Annotated in this window: 19 protein-coding genes; 7 read left to right on the top strand and 12 right to left on the bottom strand. The window is 31.9% G+C overall.

The genetic code is table 11. The features are described from left to right. Window positions 1-65: 65 nt before the first annotated feature. Entirely contained in the window at window positions 66-4079 is a 4014-nt protein-coding gene (locus LCI24_RS07010; RefSeq protein WP_274639735.1) for a PKD domain-containing protein, read from the bottom strand. Window positions 4080-4321: 242 nt separating this feature from the next. On the opposite strand from LCI24_RS07010, the gene LCI24_RS07005 reads away from it, so the two are divergent. After that, the gene (locus tag LCI24_RS07005) at window positions 4322-6445 is read left to right on the top strand and encodes a hybrid sensor histidine kinase/response regulator transcription factor (protein ID WP_274639734.1); all 2124 of its coding nucleotides are present in this window, start codon (window positions 4322-4324) and stop codon (window positions 6443-6445) included. 25 nt (window positions 6446-6470) lie between these two features. On the opposite strand, the gene LCI24_RS07000 is transcribed toward LCI24_RS07005, so the two are convergent. Then, the gene (locus LCI24_RS07000; RefSeq protein ID WP_274639733.1) at window positions 6471-8093 is read right to left on the bottom strand and encodes an ABC-F family ATP-binding cassette domain-containing protein; all 1623 of its coding nucleotides are present in this window, start codon (window positions 8091-8093) and stop codon (window positions 6471-6473) included. A 177-nt stretch (window positions 8094-8270) separates the two neighbouring features. Between LCI24_RS07000 and LCI24_RS06995 the strand changes: the two genes are divergently transcribed. Both LCI24_RS06995 and LCI24_RS06990 read left to right on the top strand, forming a co-directional pair. Next, complete coding sequence (locus LCI24_RS06995) at window positions 8271-9629, top strand: TlpA family protein disulfide reductase (protein WP_274639732.1); 1359 nt, start codon at window positions 8271-8273, stop codon at window positions 9627-9629. Between the two features lie 125 nt (window positions 9630-9754). Continuing rightward, window positions 9755-11548: a DEAD/DEAH box helicase gene (locus LCI24_RS06990; RefSeq protein WP_274639731.1), complete on the top strand. Its 1794-nt coding sequence runs from the start codon at window positions 9755-9757 to the stop codon at window positions 11546-11548. 67 nt (window positions 11549-11615) lie between these two features. On the opposite strand, the gene LCI24_RS06985 is transcribed toward LCI24_RS06990, so the two are convergent. From LCI24_RS06985 to LCI24_RS06945, 9 genes are all read right to left on the bottom strand, one after another. Continuing rightward, window positions 11616-12149, bottom strand: coding sequence for a GNAT family N-acetyltransferase (locus LCI24_RS06985; RefSeq protein WP_274639730.1), 534 nt, complete (start codon window positions 12147-12149; stop codon window positions 11616-11618). Between the two features lie 18 nt (window positions 12150-12167). Further along, complete coding sequence (locus LCI24_RS06980) at window positions 12168-12998, bottom strand: prohibitin family protein (protein WP_274639729.1); 831 nt, start codon at window positions 12996-12998, stop codon at window positions 12168-12170. A 35-nt stretch (window positions 12999-13033) separates the two neighbouring features. Beyond that, a complete protein-coding gene (locus tag LCI24_RS06975) occupies window positions 13034-13936 on the bottom strand; it encodes a cation diffusion facilitator family transporter (protein ID WP_274639728.1) in 903 nt (300 codons plus the stop codon). An 88-nt stretch (window positions 13937-14024) separates the two neighbouring features. Further along, window positions 14025-15218: an efflux RND transporter periplasmic adaptor subunit gene (locus LCI24_RS06970; protein ID WP_274639727.1), complete on the bottom strand. Its 1194-nt coding sequence runs from the start codon at window positions 15216-15218 to the stop codon at window positions 14025-14027. Between the two features lie 10 nt (window positions 15219-15228). Next, on the bottom strand, window positions 15229-19539 hold the full coding sequence (locus LCI24_RS06965; RefSeq protein ID WP_274639726.1) for a CusA/CzcA family heavy metal efflux RND transporter: 4311 nt from the start codon (window positions 19537-19539) through the stop codon (window positions 15229-15231). A gap of 121 nt (window positions 19540-19660) precedes the next feature. Further along, window positions 19661-19999 carry a hypothetical protein gene (locus LCI24_RS06960; protein ID WP_274639725.1) on the bottom strand — a complete coding sequence of 113 codons (339 nt, stop codon included), beginning with the start codon at window positions 19997-19999 and terminating at the stop codon, window positions 19661-19663. A gap of 33 nt (window positions 20000-20032) precedes the next feature. After that, window positions 20033-20431 carry an acyl-CoA thioesterase gene (locus tag LCI24_RS06955; RefSeq protein WP_274639724.1) on the bottom strand — a complete coding sequence of 133 codons (399 nt, stop codon included), beginning with the start codon at window positions 20429-20431 and terminating at the stop codon, window positions 20033-20035. 5 nt (window positions 20432-20436) lie between these two features. Continuing rightward, a complete protein-coding gene (locus LCI24_RS06950; protein ID WP_167714310.1) occupies window positions 20437-20616 on the bottom strand; it encodes a CPXCG motif-containing cysteine-rich protein in 180 nt (59 codons plus the stop codon). Continuing rightward, the gene (locus tag LCI24_RS06945) at window positions 20616-22634 is read right to left on the bottom strand and encodes a VWA domain-containing protein (protein WP_274639723.1); all 2019 of its coding nucleotides are present in this window, start codon (window positions 22632-22634) and stop codon (window positions 20616-20618) included. The genes LCI24_RS06950 and LCI24_RS06945 overlap by 1 nt, the downstream gene beginning before the upstream one ends. Before the next feature lie 129 nt (window positions 22635-22763). On the opposite strand from LCI24_RS06945, the gene LCI24_RS06940 reads away from it, so the two are divergent. Beyond that, window positions 22764-23102 carry a hypothetical protein gene (locus LCI24_RS06940; protein ID WP_274639722.1) on the top strand — a complete coding sequence of 113 codons (339 nt, stop codon included), beginning with the start codon at window positions 22764-22766 and terminating at the stop codon, window positions 23100-23102. On the opposite strand, the gene LCI24_RS06935 is transcribed toward LCI24_RS06940, so the two are convergent. Then, complete coding sequence (locus tag LCI24_RS06935; RefSeq protein WP_274639721.1) at window positions 23092-23505, bottom strand: group III truncated hemoglobin; 414 nt, start codon at window positions 23503-23505, stop codon at window positions 23092-23094. The two genes, LCI24_RS06940 and LCI24_RS06935, sit on opposite strands and share 11 nt — an antisense overlap. A gap of 71 nt (window positions 23506-23576) precedes the next feature. Between LCI24_RS06935 and LCI24_RS06930 the strand changes: the two genes are divergently transcribed. The 3 genes from LCI24_RS06930 (at window position 23577) to LCI24_RS06920 (ending at window position 25306) form a co-directional block, all read left to right on the top strand. Further along, window positions 23577-24173, top strand: a complete 597-nt coding sequence (locus tag LCI24_RS06930; protein WP_274639720.1) for a Crp/Fnr family transcriptional regulator — start codon at window positions 23577-23579, stop codon at window positions 24171-24173. A 289-nt stretch (window positions 24174-24462) separates the two neighbouring features. Further along, a complete protein-coding gene (locus LCI24_RS06925) occupies window positions 24463-24954 on the top strand; it encodes a hypothetical protein (protein WP_274639719.1) in 492 nt (163 codons plus the stop codon). Window positions 24955-24961: 7 nt separating this feature from the next. Further along, window positions 24962-25306 carry a hypothetical protein gene (locus tag LCI24_RS06920; protein WP_274639718.1) on the top strand — a complete coding sequence of 115 codons (345 nt, stop codon included), beginning with the start codon at window positions 24962-24964 and terminating at the stop codon, window positions 25304-25306. Window positions 25307-25316: the final 10 nt, after the last annotated feature.

Raw genomic sequence — 25316 nt, 5'->3', positions numbered from 1 at the left:
AAAACACCTTATTTAAATAAGGTGTTTTTTGTTTCACTAGTTATTTTCTAACTACTTTATGATAATTAATAGATAATATAAACCCAACCTTTTAAGTTTCTTGAATTTTCTTCTATTGTAAGCATATAAAAATAGACCCCTGCAGGTAATTTTTTTCCTTGGTTTTTACTTATACCATTCCAATCGTTTTGATAATTATAAGAATGGTAAACTCTGTTTCCCCATCTATTATAGATTTCTAATTTATTGTTTGGGTAGTTATGTAAACCTTCTACCACAAATACATCATTTACTCCATCACCATTAGGAGAAAATCCATTATATACTGACAATTCTGATGAGTCACATATATCACCTATTCCATTATTACCCAAATCCTTTTGATCAGGGTTTGACATTCTTGGACAATTATCATTTATATTTAATACTTCATCACCATCTATATCATTATCACATACATCTGCTATCGAGTCATTATCTAAATCATCTGATATAAAAGTTACAACAGCTTCTTCAGAACTCGACAAACCATTGGAGTCAATAACTGTTAGAGCAACCGTATAGTCTGTTAAGTTAGGACAGTTAAAATTTGTTTGACTTAAGCTCATACTTGCTATTCCAGATGCATCATAAGATCCATCATCTATATCTTCAGGATTAATAATTGCATTTCCATTACTATCTAGGCTAACTACAATATCTTTTGTTATAGCCATTGGCGGGGTAACATCTTCTACGGTTATATTGGCTGTACATGTATTAGTATTTCCATTGGTATCTTCAACAGTTAAGGCTACCGTATTAATTCCCACATTAGTAGAATCAAAAGTTGTTTTGTCTATACTTATTGAAGCTATTCCACAAGCATCTGAACTACCATTATTAATATCAGTAGCTGTAATAGTTACAAATCCTGAAGCGTCTAACGGCACTGTGATATCTTGACAAATTGCCTCGGGTGGAGTTACATCTTCTATGGTTACTGTTGCTGCGCAACTATTAGTATTTCCATTGGTATCTTCAACAGTTAAGGTTACTATATTTATTCCTACACTACTACAATCAAAAGTTGTTTTATCTAAACTCATTGAAGCTATCCCGCAAGTGTCTGTACTACCATTATCAATATCAGCAGCCGTTATTGTTGCAATTCCTGAAGCGTCTAATTGTACCGTAATATCTTGACAAATTGCCTCGGGTGGAGTTACATCTTCTACGATTACATTAGCCGCACATGTATTGGTATTTCCATTGGTATCTTCAACAGTTAAGATTACATTATTTACGCCTACATTGGTACAATCGAACGTTGTTTTGTCTAAACTCATTAAAGCTATTCCACAAGTATCGTTACTACCATTATTAATATCAGCAGCTGTAATAGTTACAAATCCTGAAGCGTCTAACGGCACTGTGATATCTTGACAAATCGCCTCGGGTGGAGTTACATCTTCTACGGTTACTATAGCCGTAGCTGTGTTATTATTACCACTTGTGTCTGTTACTGTTAATGTTAGCGTATTATCCCCAACATCTGAGCAATAAAAAGAAGTCTTATCTAAACTAATGGAGGACACCTCACAATTATCATAAGAGCCATTATCTATATCAGCAGCAGTTATCGTTGCAACTCCTGAAGCATCTAACGATACTGTTATATTCTGGATTAAGACCGTAGGTGCTATAGTTTCTGTAGTGTTTATATATGCTTTTTTAATAATTGTTTTACTACATCCGTCAATATCAGTAACTGTTAAACTCACATCAAAAACACCTGCTGTTGTATATGTATGTTTAGGGCTTGTTGCATTACTCGTATTACCGTCTCCAAAATCCCAAAACCAATCGGATGATGGACCATAAAAAACAGTATTATCAGTAAAACTAACTGTTAAAGGTGCACAGCCAGTTGTTATATCTGAAGAAAAATCAGGAGTGAGACCTATAACTTGTATAAAACTTGCTTTAGTTTCTGTTCTTGTAAATCCTGTTATAGCAGTTTTTATAGTTAAACTTACATTATATACTCCTACTGATTCGTAGGTATGAGTAGGGTTTTGTTCGGTAGAAGTATTACCATCCCCAAAATTCCATAACCATTCTCCCACCGTATCATTTCCTTCTATTGTAGATTCATCTGTAAAGTTTACCGTAAAGGGACCACAACCCAAAGTATCATCTACACTAAATTGTGCTTTTGGAATTACTATTTTTATTAAACTTGTTGCTTTGTCAACACACCCATTTATGGTATCTCTTACTGTAAGATTTACCGTATAATCTCCTGCAGCAGTATATGTATGTATTGGGTTTTGAGCTGTTGAAGTATTTCCATTACCAAATTCCCAAAACCATAAATCTGGCAACGTTGATTGATCTGTAAAGAATACAGTATGTGGTGTTGCTTGCCCTCTTGTAGGGTTAGCAACAAACCTAGCTTTTGGTGATTGTACATTAAAGGATTTTGTTATAGAATTTGTTTCTCCAATGACATCAGTTACTTTTAATGATATTGTAAAGTTACCTAAGTCAGCGTAACTATGAGTTGGGCTTTGTTCGGTAGAAGTTGTGCCATCTCCAAAATCCCATTCCCAACTTACAATAGCTCCATTAGGAGACGAAGAATTGTCTGTAAAAGTAACTACATTACCAATACAATATCCTCCTGAAATTGTAAAATCTGCCAATACTCCATCATACTCGTAAGCACCAATATCTATGGTGTTACCAAACAAACGCGGGTTGCCGGTTAAATCTGTATCGTTATTTAGGTCTCCCCCGACATCGGTATATAATGTATTGCTACCGGCGTTAATCGCAGGACTACTCAGTTTTAAAGTATAATCTCCGTTAGCAGGGTCTGTAAAAATGTCTTCGGCTGTAAGCCCTGTAGCATCGATATTGCCGTTAGCGGTATTAGTGTTGTCTTGTATTAAAGAATAATTTGGTGTGTAAAGAAGACCTATGTTAAATATCGTTCCCCAAACAATACTGTTATTTATCGTTAGCGAAGACTCATATTCATTATGTATCCCATCGCCAGAATTCGCTGTGTTTCCTACGATGGTTACATTGGTTAAGCTGGAAGAGGAATAAAAATAATTATATATTCCGCCGCCATAATTTGCTGTATTTCCAACAATCGCCACATTGGTTAAGCTCAGAGAGGAATATTGACTATTATATATCCCGCCGCCATAATTTGCTGTATTTCCGGTGATGGTTATATTGGTTAAATTTGGTGAAGAAGAAGCATTATACATCCCGCCACCATAACCTGCTGCTGTGTTTCCGGTGATGGTTACATTGGTTAAACTTGAAGAAGAAGAAAAAGCATTATACATCCCGCCACCATAATCTCTTCTGATACTATTTGCGTTGACAGCTATACTACTAACATTATCATTAGCATTTCCGCCGGTGATGGTAAAACCGTCTAGCAGGGCTGCACCCACATTACCGGCATCCACTACCACGTGATATACATTATCACTAAGATCATTAAGCCCCCCTATATCACCACTTAAAATTGTAGCGTTTCCGGCAAGACTAAGATCACGATCGCTAAGATTGACTTCACTCCCAGCAAAACCTCCGTACAATTGTACGTTATTCACCATTACAAAAGCGTTATCGCGGTTGCCGTTGGTGGTATAGTTCCCGTCGGCCGCATTATATAAAGGCTTGTAAACTCCTTTGGCAACAAAAACCTGTAAGCTATCATTTTGTAACCAATTATTGTCTGCATCATGCTGGGTTCTTGCCCATAGCAAAGCATCGGCAAGCTCGGGTACGGCATTCGCCCAAGAGTCACCCGAACCATCGCCACCACTTACGTTTTTATTGACATACAAAATGTTGTTGGTATCTGGGGTAATTGGAGTTAGCTCACTTTCATAATAAAGTCCGACATTAATTCTGTAAGCATTCAAATAATTATATTTTGAAAGTGCTTTTTTATTATTCGTTTTTGTAAAGCTAGTTAATTCAAAATTTGAACCCTTTTTTTCTTCTTTTATAGACTTTGCTATACCTAAATAACTTAATAATAAAAATATGTATAATAATTTTAATTTCATATTCTACTTTCTTTCTGTTGAAGCTCTAAAAATAAATTGATAATAAAAGTTTCGATTACGGCTCAAAAAAGAATCGACCTAACAAGGCTCACTAACCGAATTGCAAACATAAATTTTCTCTAAGGCAATATTACTTCAATTACACTCACTATTGTGTCAAACATCCTAAAACACTGGTAACAAATCATAAAAAAGATGTTGTTTATGGATAGATTAATATATTTGACCTTTTAATTATTCTAATGGGGGAAGTAGCTAAACTTTATAATAACATAACTAATATTGGTGTAACAGATAAACTTTCTAAATTAGAAATGAAGAGGGTTCGTTTACTTAATATCTTTATTTCTAATTGGTTTTTAATTGAACTTATTTTAATCACAGAAGACACTCTGAAAAAAGGAATTTATTCACTTCCTGTTTTAATACATATGGGTAGTATAACAGGGTTGTTGGTTACCTTATTTTTACAATACAAACGTAAATTTATGGTAGCACGTATTTTATTTTTCTCGTTAATTCTATACAGTAATTTTATGTTCTGTAATTTTGCTGAAAGAGGTGGTTATATTGAATACTTTTACATTGTTGTACCTGTATTTCTATTACTTTTTACCAATAACAAATACTTACTTTATAGTGTTTTTATTATTTCTTACTTACTTTTTGTTATTCCAATACATATTTTCCCTATTTATCCAGAAGGTACATTTGGTTCTCCTGTACTTATTTTAATTCAATTCATTATTTTCTTTTTTTTAGTACAGTACTTTAAAAATGCCAATATTAAAAGTGAGGAAACTCTGGAGAACCAACGAAAACAGCTGGAAGAACTAAATGAATTTCAATCTCAATTTTTCATCAATGTTTCTCATGAAATCAGAACTCCTCTTACCTTAATTAAAGGTGAAATAGACCAATTAGAACTTTTAAAAGGATCCGCATACGAAAAAGAAGGTTTTGAGATTAAAAACCGCCTAAACAAACAGGTTAATAAAATTAAAAACATAGTTGACGATGTGCTTGATTTAGCTAAAATGAAAGAAGCTAATTTTAAAATATCACCTACTCCCTACTTAATAAATAAGTTAATTGATAAACTCTATACCTCTTTTGAACCTTTATGCAACCAAAAAGAAATTGTTTTCACTGTAAAAAAAGAAAAAAGTGAGTGCTGGGTATCATCTGACATTATTTTTTTAGAAAGAGCGTTAAATAACATTATTCTTAATGCTATTAAATACACTCCTAAAAAAGGAAACATTACAGTTTCTTTAAACAAGCTAAACGAACAAATTATTATCTCTATCAAAGACTCTGGTATAGGAATTTCTGAAAAAAATATTAAACTCATTTACAACCGTTTTTATCAAGTTAAAAATGATATTAATAAAGCTGGAGGTAGCGGTATAGGCTTAGCTTTTAGCAAAGAAATTATTGAGCTACACCAAGGAAGCTTAACTGTAAAAAGTGAATTGGGTAAAGGCAGCACATTTATAATCTCTTTACCAGAAACAACTAAAATAAACAAAGAAATACAACTTGAAAAAACCTCAAAAAAGAATGCACATAAAAGTACTTTAATTTCTAAAGACATAATTAAACAACCTAAATCAGGTCACTATAGAATTCTTATTGTTGATGATAATTTTGAAATGCGAGCTTACTTAAAGAGGATTCTAAGCAATTACACTTGTTTTGAAGCTGAAAACGGAGAAGAAGCGTTAGATTTTCTTTCTAAAGAAAAAATTGACTTTGTTATTACCGATTATATGATGCCTGTAATGAATGGTTTAGCTTTGATAGAAAAAATTAAGGCAAACAAAATAAATGTCCCTATTTTAATGCTTACAGCCCGTACTGACACTAAAAGTAAATTAGAAGTTCTGCGATTAGGTATTGATGATTATTTAAATAAACCTTTTGAAAAAGAAGAGTTACTTATTCGAATACAAAATGCCTTAAACAATAGCATAAACCGAACAACCTTTATTAAAGAGAATACTATTAAAAAGGAAGAATTGAGCGAAGGTGATTTGTGGATAAAAAAAGTAGAAGAGTTTATTAACAAGCAATGCTCTGATCCAAACATGACACAAGAAGATATTGCTCAACATTTCAACACTTCAAGAAGTTCTTTAAATAGAAAAATTAAAGCAGCTACTGGGTTAACCCCTAATCAATTTATTACAGAAATTAAATTACAAAAAGCTCGAAGTATTGTAGAACAAAACCCTTCTGTATTATTAAAAACATTAGCCTTGGAAGTAGGTTACCTACATTCAACACATTTTTCTAAAATATATAAACAACGTTTTGGGGTACTTCCTCTAAATAAAAGCACAATAAAAAAGGGAGCTAATTAGCTCCCTTTTTTTATATCTTATAATTTTAAGAGTACATCTTCTCTCTTAACTCTTTTACTTTAGGATCATCTAAATACTCATCAAAAGTAGCATATTTATCAATAATACCCTTAGGTGTTATTTCTATAACTCTATTCGCTACTGTTTGTGCAAACTCGTGGTCATGTGTAGTAAACAACACAGTTCCTTTAAAGTTAATTAAAGAGTTATTCAATGCTTGAATAGATTCTAAGTCTAAGTGGTTTGTTGGCTCATCTAACATTAAAATGTTAGCTCTAGTCATCATCATACGAGATAACATACAACGTACTTTCTCTCCTCCTGATAATACATTACTTTTCTTTAGAGCTTCTTCTCCAGAAAAAATCATTTTCCCTAAGAAACCTCTTAAAAACACTTCCTCTCTTTCCTCTTCAGTTTGCGCGTATTGACGTAACCAATCTACTAAATTCAATTCTCCATTTTGAAAGTAAGCAGAATTATCTGCTGGCAAGTATGACTGTGTAGTAGTTACACCCCAACTGTATTTACCTGAATCAGCTTCTTCATTGCCTGAAATTACTTGATAAAAAGCTGTAGTTGCTTTAGAGTTTTTAGAAATAACAGCAACTTTATCTCCTCTATTTAAGTTAAGATCTACTTTAGAGAATAATAATTCGCCTTCTGCATCTTTTTTAGAAAGACCTTCTACATTTAAAATTTGATCTCCTGCCTCTCTATCTCTTTCAAAAATAATTGCTGGATAACGACGTGAAGATGGTTTAATTTCATCTACGTTTAGTTTCTCTATCATTTTCTTACGAGAAGTCGCTTGTTTAGATTTTGCAACGTTTGCAGAGAAACGACGAATAAACTCCTCTAATTCTTTCTTTTTATCTTCTGCCTTTTTATTTTGTTGCGCTCTTTGTTTAGCTGCTAATTGAGATGATTCATACCAAAATGTATAATTTCCTGAGTAGTGGTTTATCTTCCCAAAATCAATATCAGAAATATGTGTACAAACAGCATCTAAAAAGTGACGGTCGTGAGATACTACAATTACTGTATTATCATAATTTGCTAAGAAATTCTCTAACCAAGCAATGGTTTCGAAGTCCAAATCGTTGGTAGGCTCATCCATAATTAATACATCAGGATTACCAAATAACGCTTGTGCTAATAATACACGTACTTTTTTCTTCGAGTCTAACTCTGATAGTAATGTATAATGATCTTCTTCTTTAATACCTAAATTAGATAATAAACTTGCAGCAGAAGCATCGGCATTCCAACCATCCATTTCTTCAAAACGAACTTGTAATTCTCCTATTTTCTCTGCATTTTCATCAGAATAATCCGCATACAAAGCATCTATTTCTGACTTTATTTTATGTAGTTCTTTATTTCCCATTAACACAGCTTCTAAGGCAGTATACTCGTCAAAAGCATAGTGGTCCTGTGTTAATACAGACATTCTTTTTCCTGGTTCTAAATGAACTTGACCAGAAGTAGGTTCTTGTTTTCCTGATAAAATCTTTAAAAATGTAGATTTCCCTGCTCCATTTGCTCCGATAATTCCGTAGCAATTTCCTTGTGTAAACTTAGTGTTTACTTCATCAAACAAAACACGTTTTCCAAACTGAACTGATAAATTAGAAACTGATAACATGTATATTTTTTTTAATTCCGTGCAAAAGTATAAAAACTAAAGACTATAAAAGAATTTGCATGAAAGTTTTTAACATCTTACTTTTGGCTCGTTTTAATTCTTTTTAACAACGAATTAACAGCCTAATATTAAAGAGTTATCTATTTTTGAGCTCTAATATTTAGGGTAATTTAAATCATGATTAAGTATTTTATACCTCTCATATTAATTCTATTTATTGGATGTAACGAGTCTAATAAAAATAAGCCTACCTATTTTGGGGGTAAAATCATCAATCCTAAATGTGACTTCGTTGTGTTATCTGATAACTACAACTTTAACGATACTATTCCTCTTAGTAAGAATAATACATTTTTAGGAAGCTACGATAAATTTAAAGAGGGGCTGTATATTTTTCACCATGGTAATGAGCTTCAGTATGTGTACATGCAACCTTCTGATAGTTTATTAATTAGATTAAATACTTGGGATTTTGACGAATCTCTTGTTTTTAGTGGTGTTAATGCTGAACGAAATAATCTATTAATTGAGTCTTTTTTACAGTATGAGCAAGATTATAAAAACACTTCAAAATATCTTTCTTTACCCAAAGAAGAATTTTTAGCTAAAATAGATTCAATGAAATCTATTAAAAAAGCCATTTTTGAAAACTATAAAGCTCGTAGTAATGATGCTTCTGGTTTTATGGATATTTTTAATATTTCTTTAAATTTTCCTTTATATGCGAAACTTGAAGAGTATGCTATCCTAAACTTAAAGGAAAAAACATCTGAAAAGATTAATAGTTCTTATTTTGAGTATCGTAAGAATGCACCAACAAACAAAGACTCTTTAATGTTTTATGGTCCATATTACAGATTTATTATTGAGAAAATACAAAATGATGCTTATCTTAAGAGTAATGGTGTAAAATCAGAAAATTTTACTCAAGATTTACTACACTCTATTGATGAAAATATAGCGCTTGAAACAGTAAAAAACAAAATGTTATACAATGCTGTTATTCGTAACTTTTATGAAGAACCTAGTAGCGAAATGAAAAGCGAAGCTTTTTTTACTTTCTTCAAGCTAAATACTAATAACGAGCATAAAAAGAATGTTCAACGTTTAATTAATGACTTAAAAATATTAACTAAAGGAGAACGATTACCTTCTTTCAAATTAATTGCAGCTGATGGTGAACTGAAAGACTTCAAGAGTATTTCTAAAGATAAAAACACCGTTGTTTTGTTAAAAAATTACCAATACGCTTCAGACGATTGGGTATCTTCCCGTTTCAATTACTTAGTTAAAAAAAATCCAGACGTTAATTTTATACTAGTTAATTTATGTGACTCCTCTAAAAGGTTTACTAAGAATGTAGATGTTAAGTATCAATACACTATACCTAGTGAGAGTGCTGTATGTGACTTTACTACCAGTAAGTTTCCTCGTATGATTTTAGTTGATAAAAACGGAATTATTCAAAATGGTTATACTAGTTTATCTGCTAAAGATATAAATCTAGAAATCAGTAATTTACAAAAAATTAAATAGTTAACCTCTATTCATTTTATTTAGTGTACTTTTGCACCGTCCAAAAAAAATCGTACTAAACGATTTAATTAATATTAATTATAGAATTCGCGGAGGGGCATCTGTGGGTTCTCTAAAAACACAGTATGTCAACATTTTTAGATTTAGGTTTGCAAGAACCTATCAATAAGGCGTTAACCGATCTAGGTTATGAAAAGCCAACAGTAATTCAAGAAAAAGCAATTCCACAAATAATTTCTTCTACCGAAGATTTAAAAGCATTTGCACAAACTGGTACAGGTAAAACTGCTGCCTTTAGTTTGCCTATTATTGAACTTGCTGATCAAACAAGCACACACACACAAGCAATCATTTTATCTCCTACTCGTGAACTAGCAGTACAAATAGGAAAAAACATTGAAGATTTTTCAAAGTATTTACCAAACTTAAAAGTAGCTACTGTTTATGGTGGAGCTAACATTGAAGAGCAGATAAGAAAACTTAAAAAAGGTGTTCAAATAGTTGTAGGTACTCCTGGTAGAACTGTAGACTTAATTAAAAGAAGAGCTTTAAAACTAGGTAATGTACAATGGTTAGTTCTTGATGAGGCTGATGAAATGCTTAACATGGGCTTTAAAGATGAATTAGACCAAGTTTTAGAAGCTACTCCAAACACTAAGCAAACATTATTGTTTTCTGCTACTTTTCCTAGAGAAGTAGAAGATATTGCAAAAAACTATATGACAAACCCTGTAGAAGTTACTTCAGGGCAAAAGAATCAAGGTTCTGATAATGTTAGTCATGAGTATTATTTAGTAAACGAAAAAACTCGTTACCCTGCTTTAAAAAGAGTTGCTGATTTAAATCCTGATATTTACGGAATTGTTTTCTGTAGAACACGTAGAGAAACACAAGAAGTAGCCAACAATCTTATTAGAGATGGCTATAATGCTGATTCTTTACACGGTGATTTATCGCAAGCTCAACGTGACTCTGTAATGGAGAAATTTCGTAAAAAGAACATTCAAATATTAGTAGCTACTGATGTTGCTGCTCGTGGTTTAGATGTTAACAACTTAACACACGTTATCAATCATAAATTACCAGATCAAATTGAAAACTACAACCACCGTAGTGGTAGAACTGGTAGGGCTGGTAATAAAGGAATTTCTATTGCTTTAGTAAGCAAAAAAGAACAAGGAAGATTACGTCCTATTGAGCGAATTATAAAAAAGAAATTCGAACAAACACCTATTCCTTCAGGCAAAGAAATATGTCAAAATCAATTATTTCATTTAATTGATAAGGTTCATAATACTGAAGTAAATACAGATCAAATTGAAGGTTTTTTACCTAGTATTTATGAAAAGTTAGAAGATTTAAGTAGAGAAGAGTTAATTCAAAAGTTTGTTTCTTTAGAATTCAATACATTTTTATCATATTATGAAAATGCTCCTGACTTAAATAATTTATCTTCAAGAGAAAACTCTAGAGGACGTTCTTCTAGTGAAAACATGACTCGTTTCTTTATTAACTTAGGTAGAAAAGATCGTTTAAATCCAGCAAAACTAATTGGTTTAATCAACGACCAAAATATTGGTGATAAAATAGAGATTGGTGCTATAGACATCTTAGATACTTTTTCTTTCTTTGAAATAGATAAAAACTTCGAAAAAGAAACTTTAGATGCTTTTGCTGCTAACGACCCTGATTTTAATGGAAGATCAGTAAATATAGAAATTACTAAAAACGACCGTAGCGGTGGTGGAAGAAAACCACGCAGAAGTGGCGGTGGTGGATTCAATGGTAAAAGACGTAGAAGCGATAAGCCTTCTGACAACAAAAAAGGTTTTGGTAGAAGACGTAGTGAAAATAGTTCTTCTAGAAGAGGAGATAACAAGCCTGCTGCTGGTTTCGGAAGAAAACGTAGAAGAGGTTAAATCAGCCTTAGTCATAATAAAAAAAGCAGCTCAATTGAGCTGCTTTTTTATATAATATAAATTATAATTAGTCATTCTTTAATTTACTGTATACTTCTAAGTCTGTAAAAAGATTCCCTGTTAGTAGCTCCCCTTCTCTTTCAACTCCTTCTAACTTAAAACCTAATCTTTTAGGTATATTTTTACTTGGTATATTTCCTACTGCACATTTAATTTGAATTCTATTCATTTGTAATTCCGTAAAAGCTAAGTTACATATCTCTTTTACTGATTTCGTCATTATACCTTTACCTTGTTCCTCCTCAGAAAGCCAATACCCTACTTCTGTTTTCTTATTTAAAACATCAGTATCTTTTAAACCTATCAATCCTATAAACTTATCTTGCCTTCTTATCGTAAACGTATATTCTAACTTATCCTCAGAAACACCTACAACTGAATTTACAAAACCTTCAGTATCTTTTAACTCTTTTGTGTATTCTACAAAAGGCAACCATTTACCTAAATATTCTCTTTCTTTATTAATTGTTTTGAAAATATCAGTAGCATCCTTTAGCTCTAGTTTTCTTAACTCTATATCAGAGCCCACTTTTAAAACCATTACTTTCTTCTAGACTATTTATTGATTTCCTAAAATAATTGGCATTCCGCTTTTTCCAGAACCTATAATAACCACTTTACTATTGTTAGAGTTTGCTAATCTATTGGTAGCTTCGATACCTTTATCCTGCAAAATTTTATCTGTTAATGAAGCACTTAAAATTCTATTTGCATCAGCTTTACCTTTTGCTTCAATAATTTGCTTTTCTGCTTCTTTTTGAGCCGTAACTAATCTAAACTCATATTCTAACGACTCTTGCTCTTGCTTTAACTTACGTTCAATTGCTTCTTTAATAGTTGATGGTAACGTTACATCTCTTACTAAAATTTCATTTAACTGAACATATTGCTTTTCTAATATCTTTTTTGTTTCTATAAATATTTCATCTTGAATAGCATCCCTTTTACTTGAATACAATTGTTCAGGTGTATAACGGCCTACTACACTACGCGCTGCTGAACGAATTGCTGGCTGAATTACACGTTGTAAATAATTTTCACCTAGTGTTTGATGTAAGTTTCCTAAATCTTTATAAACTGGTTGATACCAAGCGGATGCATCTATTTGAATTTCTAATCCGTTAGATGACAATACTTTCATTTTTTCAAAAAGCTCTTGCTGTCTTACCTCATATACATGTACTTTATTCCAAGGAGCAACCACATGAAAACCTTCTCCTAATGGTGGTTCGTCTGTAACAACTCCTCCTCCAAACGTTTTATACAACACACCTGCTTCTCCTGAATTAATTGTTACAGTTGATTTTGCTATAAAAATTACTAGAACTACAACTACTGGAATTAACAATCCGAATTTTGGAAACTTTAACTCTACTTGATTTCTTGTCATTTTTTTATGTTTTATACTCAAATGTACAATTAAATTTATGAACCGCAGTTTTCATAATCGCATTCTTGTGATGCAAATTCAAGCTCAAGAGTAATATGTTCTAAGTGAAATTCATCATGCAAAACTCGCTTAACTTCTTGTTTTATTTGATGATTTTTTCCCCAAGATAATTCGCTGTTTTTTATTACTAAATGAGCTGTAAACACATTATACTGCCCGTCCATCGTCCATAAGTGACAATCGTGAATATTCTCTATCTCTTCCATAGAAACTATTCTTTGTTGAACCTCTTCTACAGAAACATTTTCAGGAGTTCCTTGTAATATAACTCTAAGACTCTCTTTAATGTTTTTATATACATTATACAGCACAAAACCAGCAATAGCAATAGATAAAACTGGATCTAAAACTGGAACATCCCAAAACTGCATTACAATACTTGCTAGTAATACTACTACCCAACCTAATACATCTTCTAATAAATGTAATGAAACTACTCGTTCGTTAATTGAGGTTCCCTTTTTTAGTTTTAATACAGCAGCACCATTTACTATAATTCCTAAAACAGCCAACCACATCATTCCTTTAGCATCTGCACTTTCTGGATTAATAATTCTAGGAATCGCCTCTTTTATTATAAATACCGAACCAATAACTAATACTATTGAATTAATTACAGCTCCTAAAAGAGAGAACCTTTTATACCCGTATGAATATTTCTTATTTGCTCTTTTTGTCGATTTTTTTTGAAAATACCAAGACAACCCCAAGCTTAAACTATCTCCTAAATCATGCAAAGCATCAGACATAATGGCTAAACTATTCGTGTAAAAGCCTCCTATAAATTCAATAATTGTAAATGCGAGATTAAGAAAAAAAGCTACAGCTATATTTCCTGTAGAACTTCCATGTGAATGATGATGATGGTTGTGTCCCATGTTTTTATTAATTGACTTTAAATGTATAAAAAAGATGCATTAAAACTAAACAAGCGATTATCTAATCTATAATCGCTTGTTTTTTTTATTAATGAGCATGACCTTCCATTCCGCCTGCCATTTGTAATAACTTTCCTTTTAAAAAGTGTGCTCCTTTAGTTACAATAGTTACATTGTAATTATTCTCTTGAATTGTTTTGATTTCGACAAATCCATTATCAGAACCTCCAACAGTTACCTCAACAGGTATAAATTCATCTGCTGACTTTTTAATAAAAATAAAATGCTCTCCTTCATTTTCTATTACTGCTTCTTCAGGTACTGCATACACTTCCTCTCCTCCTAACAAAATCTGAGCATTGATAAACATCCCTGCTTTTAATCGGTTTTGCTCATCCTCAAAGTGTCCATGTACATTTACTGTTTTCGTTTGATCGTCTACTTTCTGACTAATCAATTTTATATATCCTCTGTAGGCTACATCTATTCCAGATGGTTGAAACTCGAACTCATCTCCCTTTTTTATTTTTGTTATATCCGTTCCAAAAACATTTAACTCCGCATGCATATGATCATTATCTATTATTTCCATCATCTCCGAGTTAGCTGCTAAAAACATTCCTTTATTCAAGTTATTCTCTACAACATAACCAGAAATCGGAGCCTTTACATATACATATTGCTGAATTCCTTTAGTTGCAACTGTAGTAGGTGATAATCCTGCCATCTTTAATTGTGCTGCATAGCTATTCGCTAAACTTTTTGCAGATCGATAACTTCCTTCAGCTATTTGAAACGATTTTTTTGAGGTAATATCATTTTCTAACAGCATTTTCTTTCTTTCATAATCTGCCTTAGTTACTTTTAGCTTATTCACTGCTTCAAGGTAAGCATATTGTAACTCTATAAAGTTAGGATGCTGTAATACTGCTACTGTTTGTCCTTTTTTCACTTTATCACCAGGTAACAAATCTGTTTTATAAACAAACGCTTCTAAAGGTGCATATATAGTAGCTTTGCTTTGTGGTGGTACCTCTATTGTTCCTGTTACTGCTACTTTTTCTCTAATCTTTCTCTTTTCGATTACAGATGTCTCTATTTTAGCTGTTACAACCTGTTGTTGAGTTAAATGAATTCCATTTTCATCATGCTCTTCTCCTTCCTTTAAATTCTGAGTTATTTTTTCTTCTGTTGCATGATCATGATCTGAATGATCTTCTTTTTTTTCCTTACAACTAACAACAAAGATGATAGTTACTACTATTATTACTAATTTTTTCATGTGTATATTTTTATTCTTTTATATAAAATTCGTAGGCAATTACAGTTTGATTAAAATTATTAACCAAGGATAAATAGTTTTGCATTACCTGAAAATAAGCAGTAAAACTCTGGTTATATTGATATGCATCAATCTCTCCTACCTTATAAGCTAATGCTAGTTTTTTTATAAACTTCTGCGCTTGTGTAACTGTTGAATGAATACTTACTAACTCTTCATTTAAATAAGTAAGCTGTTCTTGTAAGCTTTTATAATTATTCTGAATTACCATAGCCCTGTTATTATTTTCATAAGCTATTTCTTCTTGTATAATTTTTTGCTCTTTAATTTTTGCATTATTAGACCAAAACGAAAGCGGAATATTTACCCCTACATTAAAACCTGTATAGCTGTTCTCGCTTCCTGTTTTTCTGTTAATTATACCCGCTGTTAGTGCAGGGAAATAAGTTGATTTTGCTACAGACACACCTTTAGCAGCTACCTTATTTTGTTGTTCTAAACGCTGAATAAAATCATTTGACAACGAGTCTTTTTGAATTAAAAACTCCTTTTTTTGAGGTAGTTTTTCAAAGGGCTCTATCAAATAATCAATTTGTAATAACTGCTTTAGTTTATTTTCTACCTGAATAAAGTTCTTATATGTTTTGTTTTTTTGTGATTGTACTCCTAACGACTGTAATGAGGTTAAATCGTTTTCTAATCCTCCTATTTCTCCAGAGGCATGTAACTTATTAGCTATATCTTTTATTTGATTTGTACTAAGCTGTTGCTCTTCCATTAACGATAACAATCCATACAAATAATTCCATTGCTGGTACAAGCTTCTTGCCTTTCTTATTGTTTCTTTCTTAGATATGTTATTGTTAATAGTTGCTAAGTTATTTTTCTCTTTAGCTAACTTCTTTTTTTGAATATGTGTTAAAATAGAACCGAAATTCTGATTAACAGACCATTCTTTTTCTGAAATACCATTAGCAACACCAACATCTTGATATTGAACCGTTGTCGGATTCAATTCAATCGCTTTATCTATTCCTGCTTTCGATTTTTCAATAGCTAAGGTTGATTTTTTCATCAACACTGATTTATTCAAAGCCAATTCAATAACTTGTTGTTCCGTTAACTTTTCAGGCACTTCTTGTGCTTGAACTCCAAAAACACCAAGAGTAAATACCACCATAGTTACTATGCCTTTTTTCACTTTTAAGTTCACTTTCTTTTCAAAAAGCATATACAGCACAGGTAAAATAAGTAAGGTTAATAGAGTTGCAGACATCAGTCCTCCAATTACTACGGTAGCTAAAGGTTTTTGTACTTCTGCTCCTGCTGATGATGATAATGCCATTGGTAAAAAGCCTAACGAAGCCACTGCTGCTGTCATAATTACAGGACGTAAACGTACAGATGTTCCTTTTTTTACAATCTCTGTAAGATCTGATATTCCAGCTGCTTTTAAACGATTAAACTCAGCAATTAAAACGATTCCGTTTAACACCGCTACACCAAATAATGCTATAAAACCTACTCCTGCTGAAATTGAAAAAGGCATATCTCGTAACCATAAGGCAAAAATTCCACCAATAGCAGACATAGGTATGGCAGTAAATATCAATACACTTTGTTTAATCGATTTAAAAGTAAAATACAGTAACAAAAAGATGAGTAATAAAGCTACTGGTACTGCAATACCCAACCTTGCACGAGCCTCTTCTAAGTTTTTAAAAGTTCCGCCATAAGTAATATAGTATCCTGGGTCGAATGCTATTTTATCTGAGACTTTACCTTTTAGTTCTTTAACAATACTAGCTACATCACGTTCTCTTACATTAAAACCAACTGTTATTCTACGTTTAGCATCATCTCTTTGAATTTGATTTGGTCCCGTTTTAAAATCTACAGATGCTACTGCTGTTAACGGAATTTGTGCCCCCGTTGCAGTTGTAATATATAGTTTACGAATATCTTCAATGCTAGCTCTTCTATTTTTTGCTAAACGCACTACCAAATCATAACGTTTCTCACCTTCATATACTGATCCTGCACTTTGACCTGCAAAAGCTGCATTAACAGTAGTATTTACATCAGCAATATTGAGTCCATAATACGCTAACTGACTTCTGTTATAATCAATTACAATTTGTTGTAATCCAGTCATTTTTTCAACATACACATCCTCTGCCCCTTCTACATCTGGAATTATTCTACTTAATTGATTGGCATATTTTACCAATTTATTCAGGTCTTCTCCATAAATTTTAAGTACAACATCTTGCCTAGCACCTGTCATCAACTCATTAAATCGCATTTGAATAGGCTGTTGAAATCCAAAAGAAACACCTAGCATGTTTTCATCTAACAATTGTTGCATTTTTTCTGTCAGTTCATTCTTTGTGCTAGCTTTTGTCCATTCATCTTTTTCTTTTAAAATGATAATGATGTCTGAAGCCTCTATTGGCATTGGATCTGTTGGAATTTCCGAAGAACCTATTCTACTTACAATTTGCTCTATTTCGTTTGGAAACTCTTTCATTAACAGTGCTGATGCTTGATTTGAAACATCTATAGTGTACGACAGTGAACTTCCTGTTGATACAATAGCTTGCACTGCTAAATCTCCTTCATCTAAAGAAGGAATAAACTCTGATCCCATTTTAGAAAAAGTTACTAAACTGAATATAAAAATAGCTACTGAACCTATCACAACTTTTACTTTATGAGTTAGCACAAAGTTGAGTATTGGAGTATATACATTTTGTAATGTTGTGATGATTTTATCTGAAATATTCTTCTTGTTGTTGATTGTTTTCTTTAAAAACAACGAACTCATCATAGGTACATAGGTAAGTGATAATAAGAAAGCTCCTAAAATTGCAAAACTTACGGTTAATGCCATAGGTTTAAACATTTTTCCTTCAATACCTACTAAGGCAAGAATTGGTAAGTACACTATAAGAATAATAATTTCTCCAAAAGCCGCACTTGTTCTTATTTTTGAAGCCGATTCATACACTTCATCATCCATTTGATCTTGGGTTAACTGCGTTCCTGATTTTTTTAACCCCAGATGATGTAATGTTGCCTCTACTATAATTACCGAACCATCTACGATAATACCAAAATCAATAGCTCCTAAACTCATTAGGTTTCCAGAAACACCAAACACCTTCATTAAACTAATGGCAAACAACATTGCTAACGGGATAACCGATGCTACAATTAAACCTGCTCGCAAGTTTCCTAGCAATAACACCAAAATAAAGATGACAATTAAAGCCCCTTCAACAAGGTTGGTTGATACCGTTTTTATGGCTTTGTCTACTAATTTAGTTCTATCTAAAAAGGGTTTTATGGCAACTCCTTCTGGCAAACTTTTTTCTATTTGTGCTATTCTTTCTTTTACATTCTCAATCACTTTTGAAGAATTGGCTCCTTTTAACATCATAACAATAGCACCTACCACTTCTCCATCGGTATTTCTTGTCATTGCGCCATATCGTACCGCATGCCCTAACTGAACTTTCCCTATATCTTTCATCAAGATAGGTGTTCCATTTACATTGTTTTTTATGACAATATTCTGGATGTCTTCTGGAGTTTTTATCAATCCTTCACTTCTAATAAAATACGCTTTCGGGTTTTTATCTATATATGCCCCACCTGTATTCTGATTGTTTTTAGATAGTGCCTCAAAAACCTCATTTATACTAACATTTAACGATTGCAAGCGTTCTGGTTCAATAGCTACTTCATATTGCTTTAAAAAGCCTCCAAAACTACTTACATCTGCAACTCCTTCAATTCCTAACAGTTGACGACGTACAATCCAGTCTTGAATAGAGCGTAACTCCATTGCATCGTACTGCTTTTCATATCCTTTTTTAGCATATAGTGTGTATTGATAAATTTCTCCCAGTCCTGTGGTTACAGGTGCCATTTCAGGTGTTCCTACTCCATCGGGAATCTGGTTTTTGGCTTCTATCAATCGTTCACTAATTTGTTGACGCGCCCAATAAATATCGGTACTCTCTTTAAAAACGATTGTAACGACGCTTAATCCAAATCGAGAGAAAGAACGAATTTCTTCTATATCTGGAATGTTTGACATGGTAATTTCTATAGGAAACGTAACTAAGCGTTCTATATCTTGGGCTGATTGTGAGGGTGCAGATGTTATTATTTGCACCTGATTATTGGTAATATCTGGTACTGCATCAATAGGTAACTGTTTTAGAGAGTAGATTCCCCAGCCTATTAATGCGACAACCAATGCTCCAATAATCAATTTATTTTTAATTGAAAATTTTATAATGTTATCTAACATTTTGTATTGATTTAATTCTATTGTAACATAATTTCTACCGGTTATTATTAAATAATCGGTACAACAGTTTGTAGTTCTTGCTTACACAAGAGCTACCGCTGTTTTTAATAATAAAATAGAATTAAGACTTGGGTGGCTGAAAAATAGCCGATAGGTATGAGTTATAATATGTGTTTTGATAAAAGTTAATACTATTTCTTATTTCTAAAAAAATAGGAATATCAAAACTATAATCAATCGGAATAAAATCTGCTGTAACAGTAATTACGTTACAATGATGGTGATGTTCTTTGCTTTTTTCTTCTTCAGTATCATGTTGATGATGCTCATCTTGATGATCTTCATTTAACTCATCATGATGCACCTCTGATTCAGCTACAAAAACCACAGCATCAGTATGTGCCTGTAAAGGAGGCACAACTAATAATAAGGTTAATAATATGATGATACTGTTTTTCACGAATACCGTTTAGGGTTACAAAATTATAAAAATTTATGAATCTTCATTATTCAATCTATCTTTAACGTACTCAATTTTTGTCTTACCATGTGCAAAAGGTTTCCCTTCTTCGTCTAAACTCACCATGATAATTTTATCAATTGCAATAATTGTTTTTCGGGTTATTTTGTTACGAACCTCACAACTTAAGGTGATAGATGTTGTTCCAAACTTTACTACATCAATTCCTATTTCTACAATATCTCCTTGTTTTGCTGAACTAACAAAATTTATTTCAGACATAAACTTGGTTACTGTTTTTGGAATTTCTAACTGAATAATAGCATATAACGCTACTTCCTCATCAATCCATTGTAATAATCGCCCTCCGAAAAGTGTTCCGTTAGGATTTAAATCTTCTGGTTTTACCCATTTACGTGTGTGAAATCTCATCGTACTTATTGTTCTATATTTTTAGCTTCAAAAGCTATTAAATCGTTATTTACAAAGGTAAAAGTTATTTGTATAGGATTACAACATACCTCACAATCTTCTACATAGGTTTCAGATGTACTAGCATCCAGCAACATGGAAATTTCTTCCCAACAATGCGGACATTGAAAAAAGTGCTCATACATCATATTTTACCATAATATTTTCTAACAAACCATTCTATTGACAATAAAACTATAATTAGTAATAACAACCATTTCCAATCAACTAAACTTTGTTTTTTGGTAATAGACTTTTGTGTGGTATAAAAAGATGCATCTTCTTGTATCTTTTTTAGTAAATCGTCAACTTTATCTACATAAGCAATTGCTCCGTCTGTTTTTAACGCTAGCTGTTCTAGTTTCTTAAAATTAGCATTGGTAAACTGCTCTTCTATCTGATAATCTTCAATTTTAAACCTACCTAAACTACTTATATTTTGGTTTTTTACAGTTACTGTATATGAATATTCTCCTGAAGCTAATCCTTCAACGGAAACTTGATATGAGTTATTAAATAAAGAAAACGGAATACTTTTTTTAGCCTTTGTTTCTAAATTAGTTATTGTTAACTCTAAAGATGCTCTGCTATCAAACTGGTAGTTTTTATCAACGTAAAATGCACTTATAGTTATAGGTTCATTGGCTGCGTACAAACGTTGTGCTTTTACATCTAAACGTCTTCTCTTTTTAGTGGATGCTAAATACTGAACTAAGTTTCCTACAAACGTGTCAAAACTTTCAAAGCTTTTCTCTTTTAAATAACTGGCAGCTCTCCACTTCCAAATACCTTCACCAAATAGTATGGCATACTTTTTATCATTCTCTTCAAAGGTTGATAATAATGGTTGCGTGGTTTCTACCCCTGCATACTTCTGATACAACAAGCTTTGAGATTCTTTTTTAGTCTGTACTTCTCCAAACTTGTCTTTTAGTGGCGGAAATTGACCAAAACCTATATCCTCTTGATAAAAAGTTAAAAAGTCTGGATTGTAAATAGCAGTATATTCTTCTTTTTGGTTGATAACTCTTTTTTGAACCCCAAAATTTTGACTATTCAAAAAGTTCCAATCTGTTTTAGTTCCTGAAACCAGTAAAAAGTTAGATTGTATTTTTTCTAAAGTGGTTTTAAAATAGCTGTTAGGTTGATACAAAACAAAAAACTGATACGCATCTAAATTTATATTCTTATCCTGTATCAAAGCAATATCCATTTTTCGTTGTTTATTGCTCTCTATCGCTTTTTTAAGCGCTCCTAAATCTGGGTGTAAAAAAGAACTGAGTAATAAAACTTTGGTTTGCTCATCTAAAACTTCTACTGAAAAGTTTTTATAATTGTTCTTCGTGTTCTTTTCATTCGCTATACTACTTATCGACGCTGTGTAATAGTGTACTCCTTTGGTATTAGACACTAAATTGGCTGTAACAGTTTGCACAGGATTTTCTGGTGAGAAACGCACTCTTTTTGAGAAAACTCTGCTCCCGTTTTTTACGATTGAAAAAGTAGTATTCACGGTTTCTTTTCCTTCATAATACAACAATGCTTCTACAGGAAACTTGTTCTTTACATAGCTGTACTTATTCACATTTAACTGCGATATTTGAATATCTTGATACTTAATAGTATCACCAATAACTACAGGAAATACTTTATGCTTTGTTGATGAAAACTCATAATCATTTCCTTGGGTTTGATTTCCATCGGTTATTAAAATGGTAGCTGCATTTTTATCTTTATTCAACTCATTAACAGCTTCAACTGCTTTTGAAATATCTGTTTGTGTTTCAGCAAACGATAAACTATCCAACACCTTAATATCATTCCCAAAAGAAAAATACTGTACATCAAACTTATCTTGAAGTTCTTCGTTGCTTTCTACTTTTGTTATTAATTCTTGAACCTTTTTTTCTTCTTTAAAAAATTGAGTGGATAACGAATTGTCTGCCAATACAGATAACACAGGTTTTATGTTTTCTGTTTCAAGAGTTGTTATCTTCGGATTAATCAATAGCAGCCCAACTAAAAAGAGACTTAGTGCCTTTAAGCTAAAAAGTAAGATATGTACTTTCGGAGTTCTATTTACCTTATAGAAATATTGAAAAAAAGCAATGGCTACGCTTATTAATACGGCTAATACAATGTAAATTATAGTTATTGACTCCACTCAGCTTATTTTAGTATGTGAAGATAAAAATATCTAACAAATAAAAAGACCTTTTCTTCTTTTTCATTTATGACTTCAATCATAAAAATCTAGTTATCAGTTGCATAATTTTACTAAAAACTAGTATATATGGTAACTACTGAAAACTTAACCGCTGAAAAAACACTTCAAAAAACAAATAGTATGGGAATTAAGGCTTACATCAATAAAAAAATTGCTGAAGGAGAACAAAATAGCATTGGTGTATCTATTATATTAATTACCGTAGGCTCTATGATTGCTTCCATTACAGCTGCTTTAGCCGTAAATGGTGAGGTTAATTTATTTGCCCTAATTTTTGCTTGTGTAACGGCTATGGGAGCTAATGCTGCTGCCATAAGTCAACGTCCTTTTAAAATAATTGCATGGGCATTTATTATTAATATAGTAGGTAATATTTCGTTGATTTTTTACCTGCTTATGTCGTAGATTTGGGCTTCGGCTTAGCCTCAAACATTCTAAAAAAGAGCATAGAAGCTATGTTTCGTGCTCTTTCTTTAGCTTCATGTGCTTTTGTTCCGTCAAAAAGTTCATCAACCGTTTCAAACCACAATTGTAGCCAGCGTCCAAAGTGTTCTTGGTAAATAGAATACTCAAAATCCCTATCTACATCTTTATGTGCTTTCATAGGGTTTCCTTTAAATTTTCGCACAAAAAACAAATTCGTTTCCCAAAAATCGGTGAGCTTTTGTAAATGAAGTTCCCAAGTTTCTTCTGGAATTGTTTTTAAAAATATAGGGCCTATAAAATCATCCTTTCTAATTTTATCATTATAAAAGGTTGATACTAACTTATACACATCTTCCCTATTTTCTATGTCTCTTTTATCCATTTACAAATCGTTGTTGAAATACGCTACAAAAGTATATCTTTATGCAATTGCAATTTATGACTTAAATCATAATGATTCCAGAAGAACTCTTATTAAAATACCACGCTGAAGCCAAAGGTTTTCAAAAAGACGAAATTATTTTTTCTGAAAAACAAACCGCACACTACTACTACCAAATAGTAAGTGGTGCTGTAAAAATGAATAATTTTAATGATGATGGTAAAGAGTTTATTCAAGGTATTTTTTATAAAAACCAAAGCTTTGGTGAACCGCCTTTGTTTATCGATGTAAAATATCCTGCCAATGCCGTGGCTATTTCTGACAGTACGATTCTAACTTTAGCTAAAAGTGATTTGTTTAAATTACTACAAGACAATCCTGAAATTCACCTAAAAATCACCCAAAGTTTAGCAAAACGTTTGTACTATAAAGCCATTATTGCTTCTGAAATATCGAGTCAAGAGCCCGCACACAGAGTACTCCGCTTTATTGATTATTTAAAAGACGATGTATATAAAGTTGAAGGAAAATACTCGTTTAAAGTTGCCTATACACGTCAACAAATAGCTGATATTTTAGGTTTACGTGTAGAAACTGTAATTAGAGTGATAAAATCCTTAGAAAAAAAGGGAGACGTAAAAATTAGTAAACGAAAAGTATATCGTTAAAGCTTTCTTTAAGAGAGACCATTCAATAAAGTGTGTCATAAACTATAAAAATTAATAGGTTTATGGAATTCCGTAAGAATTTGTACATCCCTTGTAGTAAGTTCGTTGGAATTGTATAATTAGTTAATAAATAACAGCAACTCGTTAATAACTTTGTTTTAGATAACGTACTGATTTTAATACATTTGATAGCGTATAAAAATTACTAAAAGTTCAGCTTACCCTACCATTAAGAGAATATAACAATAATTTTATTACGTATATAAACAAGTTGTGTGCAATTTAAGAGATGACAGATTCTAAAGAAACAAATAAGATTTTACAAAGAATTTTAGAAATTCTAGCAAAAAATGAAGCGAGAGTTTCGACCAATGAATTAACAGCCGAAGGAGACAAATTAATTGAAAAAGCTGAACGAGAAGGAGAAGAAGCAAGTAAAAAAATTCAATCTACTTTTGACCGTATTCACGACAAACTTTTTACAATTAACGGAATACTAGTCGCTTCTTATTTTGGGCTTGGGAAATTCCCAACAGATAATCCAATTATTAGTCTTTGGTTAGCACTTCTACCTATTTCTGTTTTAATTTATTTAGTGTTTTTAGAACAACAACAAATGGAAATTTATAGACATGCTTCGCAAAGAATGAATTGGAATTTAGACACAGACGTAGCAAAATATGGCAAAATGATTAACAGACAGAATTTAAAGTCACTTCTCGCAATTATTTTAACATTTGGACTATTTATTTATCTAGCAATTAAGATTATAATTTATTAAGAAAAATATGCATTGGAAAACAAAAAAGAAACTATTAAGTACTCAAAAATTATACTTGACTCATAAGGACATCAATTCTGAGTTCTGTTATGAAATACGTTTTCAATTACCAAACAATGAATATGTATTAATTGACTTAAGACATGAAATACCATCAAGAATAAGATATGAAAGTTTAATCCCTAATGGTTTTGGTTATAATGAAGATACTGATAATCCAATAATAATCTACAGAAAAAAAATTATTTTAAAATATTTGGAAAACACTAAAAAAGAAAAAGGAAGTAACATAAAAACACTAGATACAATTATTGATCTAGTAAATGAAATGGAAAATTTAGTTAATCAATAAAAAACTGCAC

Origin of the sequence: Tenacibaculum larymnensis (assembly GCF_028829235.1) — a bacterium.
Taxonomy (GTDB): Bacteria; Bacteroidota; Bacteroidia; order Flavobacteriales; family Flavobacteriaceae; genus Polaribacter; species Polaribacter larymnensis.
This window is presented reverse-complemented; position numbering and strand designations above follow the sequence as displayed.

What these genes read in the sequence shown, in the direction of transcription:
- LCI24_RS07010 (WP_274639735.1), bottom strand. Translation starts at nt 4,079, where the DNA reads ATGAAATTAAAATTATTATACATATTTTTATTATTAAGTTATTTAGGT.
- LCI24_RS07005 (WP_274639734.1), top strand. Translation starts at nt 4,322, where the DNA reads ATGGGGGAAGTAGCTAAACTTTATAATAACATAACTAATATTGGTGTA.
- LCI24_RS07000 (WP_274639733.1), bottom strand. Translation starts at nt 8,093, where the DNA reads ATGTTATCAGTTTCTAATTTATCAGTTCAGTTTGGAAAACGTGTTTTG.
- LCI24_RS06995 (WP_274639732.1), top strand. Translation starts at nt 8,271, where the DNA reads ATGATTAAGTATTTTATACCTCTCATATTAATTCTATTTATTGGATGT.
- LCI24_RS06990 (WP_274639731.1), top strand. Translation starts at nt 9,755, where the DNA reads ATGTCAACATTTTTAGATTTAGGTTTGCAAGAACCTATCAATAAGGCG.
- LCI24_RS06985 (WP_274639730.1), bottom strand. Translation starts at nt 12,149, where the DNA reads ATGGTTTTAAAAGTGGGCTCTGATATAGAGTTAAGAAAACTAGAGCTA.
- LCI24_RS06980 (WP_274639729.1), bottom strand. Translation starts at nt 12,998, where the DNA reads ATGACAAGAAATCAAGTAGAGTTAAAGTTTCCAAAATTCGGATTGTTA.
- LCI24_RS06975 (WP_274639728.1), bottom strand. Translation starts at nt 13,936, where the DNA reads ATGGGACACAACCATCATCATCATTCACATGGAAGTTCTACAGGAAAT.
- LCI24_RS06970 (WP_274639727.1), bottom strand. Translation starts at nt 15,218, where the DNA reads ATGAAAAAATTAGTAATAATAGTAGTAACTATCATCTTTGTTGTTAGT.
- LCI24_RS06965 (WP_274639726.1), bottom strand. Translation starts at nt 19,539, where the DNA reads ATGTTAGATAACATTATAAAATTTTCAATTAAAAATAAATTGATTATT.
- LCI24_RS06955 (WP_274639724.1), bottom strand. Translation starts at nt 20,431, where the DNA reads ATGAGATTTCACACACGTAAATGGGTAAAACCAGAAGATTTAAATCCT.
- LCI24_RS06950 (WP_167714310.1), bottom strand. Translation starts at nt 20,616, where the DNA reads ATGTATGAGCACTTTTTTCAATGTCCGCATTGTTGGGAAGAAATTTCC.
- LCI24_RS06940 (WP_274639722.1), top strand. Translation starts at nt 22,764, where the DNA reads ATGGTAACTACTGAAAACTTAACCGCTGAAAAAACACTTCAAAAAACA.
- LCI24_RS06935 (WP_274639721.1), bottom strand. Translation starts at nt 23,505, where the DNA reads ATGGATAAAAGAGACATAGAAAATAGGGAAGATGTGTATAAGTTAGTA.
- LCI24_RS06930 (WP_274639720.1), top strand. Translation starts at nt 23,577, where the DNA reads ATGATTCCAGAAGAACTCTTATTAAAATACCACGCTGAAGCCAAAGGT.
- LCI24_RS06925 (WP_274639719.1), top strand. Translation starts at nt 24,463, where the DNA reads ATGACAGATTCTAAAGAAACAAATAAGATTTTACAAAGAATTTTAGAA.
- LCI24_RS06920 (WP_274639718.1), top strand. Translation starts at nt 24,962, where the DNA reads ATGCATTGGAAAACAAAAAAGAAACTATTAAGTACTCAAAAATTATAC.